The organism is Streptomyces hazeniae, assembly GCF_031845485.1.
GTDB classification, from domain to species: Bacteria; Actinomycetota; Actinomycetes; order Streptomycetales; family Streptomycetaceae; genus Streptomyces; species Streptomyces hazeniae.
On record NZ_JAVREQ010000244.1, the window covers coordinates 1 to 398 of the forward strand.

1 protein-coding gene is annotated in these 398 nt (G+C 65.8%); it reads left to right on the top strand.

The genetic code is table 11. The features are described 5' to 3' along the window. Positions 1 to 395: ABC transporter permease subunit (locus RM572_RS29545; RefSeq protein ID WP_311676409.1), on the top strand; the 395-nt coding region annotated here is incomplete at its 5' end. Positions 396 to 398 lie beyond the last annotated feature (3 nt).

Below are 398 nucleotides of genomic sequence, written 5' to 3' on the forward strand. Positions count from 1 at the left end.
CCGAGGAGATGCTGCGCATCGTGCCGATGGACCTGCGCGAAGCGAGTTACGCACTGGGCGTGCCCAAGTGGAAGACCATCGTCCGAATCGTGATCCCGACGGCGCTGTCGGGCATCGTCACCGGCATCATGCTGGCGCTGGCCCGCGTGATGGGTGAGACTGCGCCGCTGCTGATCCTGGTCGGCTACGCCCAGGCGATGAACTTCGACATGTTCGGCGGGTTCATGGGATCGCTGCCGGGCATGATGTACGACCAGATCTCGGCGGGGGCAGGTGCCAACCCGGTGCCCACCGACCGCCTGTGGGGTGCGGCGCTGACGCTGATCCTGCTGGTCGCCCTGCTCAATGTCGGCGCGCGTGCGGTCGCCAGATTCTTTTCCCCCAAGAAGGTGTAGGAG